Annotated in this window: 2 rRNA genes; both read left to right on the forward strand. The window is 48.4% G+C overall.

Annotated features, from left to right (window positions below):
- Nucleotides 1–1,340 (forward strand): 23S ribosomal RNA (locus AAEY78_RS12220); the annotation flags it as partial.
- Nucleotides 1,341–1,524: 184 nt separating this feature from the next.
- Nucleotides 1,525–1,638 (forward strand): 5S ribosomal RNA (gene rrf / locus AAEY78_RS12225).
- Nucleotides 1,639–1,646: the final 8 nt, after the last annotated feature.

Here is a 1,646-nt window from a genome sequence, read left to right on the forward strand (position 1 = left end):
GAAGTGGCAAATACCATGCTTCCAGGAAAAGCTTCTAAGCAATAGCTATAAACGAATCGTACCCTAAACCGACACAGGTGATCAGGTAGAGAATACCAAGGCGCTTGAGAGAACTCTGCTGAAGGAACTAGGCAAAATGGTACCGTAACTTCGGGAGAAGGTACGCTGTTGATGGTGATAGGACTTGCTCCTTGAGCTGTCGACAGTCGCAGATACCAGGCTGCTGCAACTGTTTATTAAAAACACAGCACTCTGCAAACACGAAAGTGGACGTATAGGGTGTGATGCCTGCCCGGTGCTGGAAGGTTAATTGATGGGGTTAGCGTAAGCGAAGCTCTTGATCGAAGCCCCAGTAAACGGCGGCCGTAACTATAACGGTCCTAAGGTAGCGAAATTCCTTGTCAGGTAAGTTCTGACCTGCACGAATGGCATAATGATGGCAGCGCTGTCTCCAGCAGAGACTCAGTGAAATCGAAATCGCAGTGAAGATGCTGTGTACCCGCGGCTAGACGGAAAGACCCCGTGAACCTTTACTACAGCTTTACATTGAACTTTGACCTGACTTGTGCAGGATAGGTGGGAGGCTTTGAAGCAGACACGCTAGTGTTTGTGGAGCCAATCTTGAAATACCACCCTGGTCATGTCGGGGTTCTAACTCAGGTATAACAATACCGAGGACAATGTATGGTGGGTAGTTTGACTGGGGCGGTCTCCTCCTAAAGAGTAACGGAGGAGTACGAAGGTGCGCTCAGAACGGTCGGAAATCGTTCATAGAGTATAAAGGCAAAAGCGCGCTTAACTGCGAGACCCACAAGTCGAGCAGGTACGAAAGTAGGTCTTAGTGATCCGGTGGTTCTGTATGGAAGGGCCATCGCTCAACGGATAAAAGGTACTCTGGGGATAACAGGCTGATACCGCCCAAGAGTTCATATCGACGGCGGTGTTTGGCACCTCGATGTCGGCTCATCTCATCCTAGGGCTGAAGCAGGTCCTAAGGGTATGGCTGTTCGCCATTTAAAGAGGTACGCGAGCTGGGTTTAGAACGTCGTGAGACAGTTCGGTCCCTATCTACCGTGGGCGTTGGAAATTTGAGAGGATCTGCTCCTAGTACGAGAGGACCAGAGTGGACGAACCTCTGGTGTTCGGGTTGTCACGCCAGTGGCATTGCCCGGTAGCTACGTTCGGATGGGATAACCGCTGAAAGCATCTAAGCGGGAAGCCCACCTCAAGATTAGATTTCCCTAAAGAGCCGTTGAAGACTACGACGTTGATAGGCAGGGTGTGGAAGTGCAGCGATGCATGTAGCTAACCTGTACTAATTGCTCGTTTGGCTTGACCATACAACACCCAAGTGGTTTGTATGATTAGCTCTAATTAATCTATCTTGTATAAGTAGAAGCTTATAGAATATATATATTTCGATATCACCTTAAACCTTGATTCAGTTAGGTTTATGTTGGTCGACCAATAGATAATATCTTGACGTCAATAATAACAACATCAGACTCATATCTAACCCCCTTTGCTGACGACAATAGCAAGACGGAACCACCTGATCCCTTCCCGAACTCAGAAGTGAAACGTCTTTGCGCCAATGGTAGTGTGGTTCGCCCATGTGAGAGTAGGTCATCGTCAGCTCTCTATTC

The sequence above is a fragment of the Psychrobacter sp. 16-MNA-CIBAN-0192 genome (genome assembly GCF_040309565.1).
In the GTDB taxonomy this organism is placed as follows: domain Bacteria; phylum Pseudomonadota; class Gammaproteobacteria; order Pseudomonadales; family Moraxellaceae; genus Psychrobacter.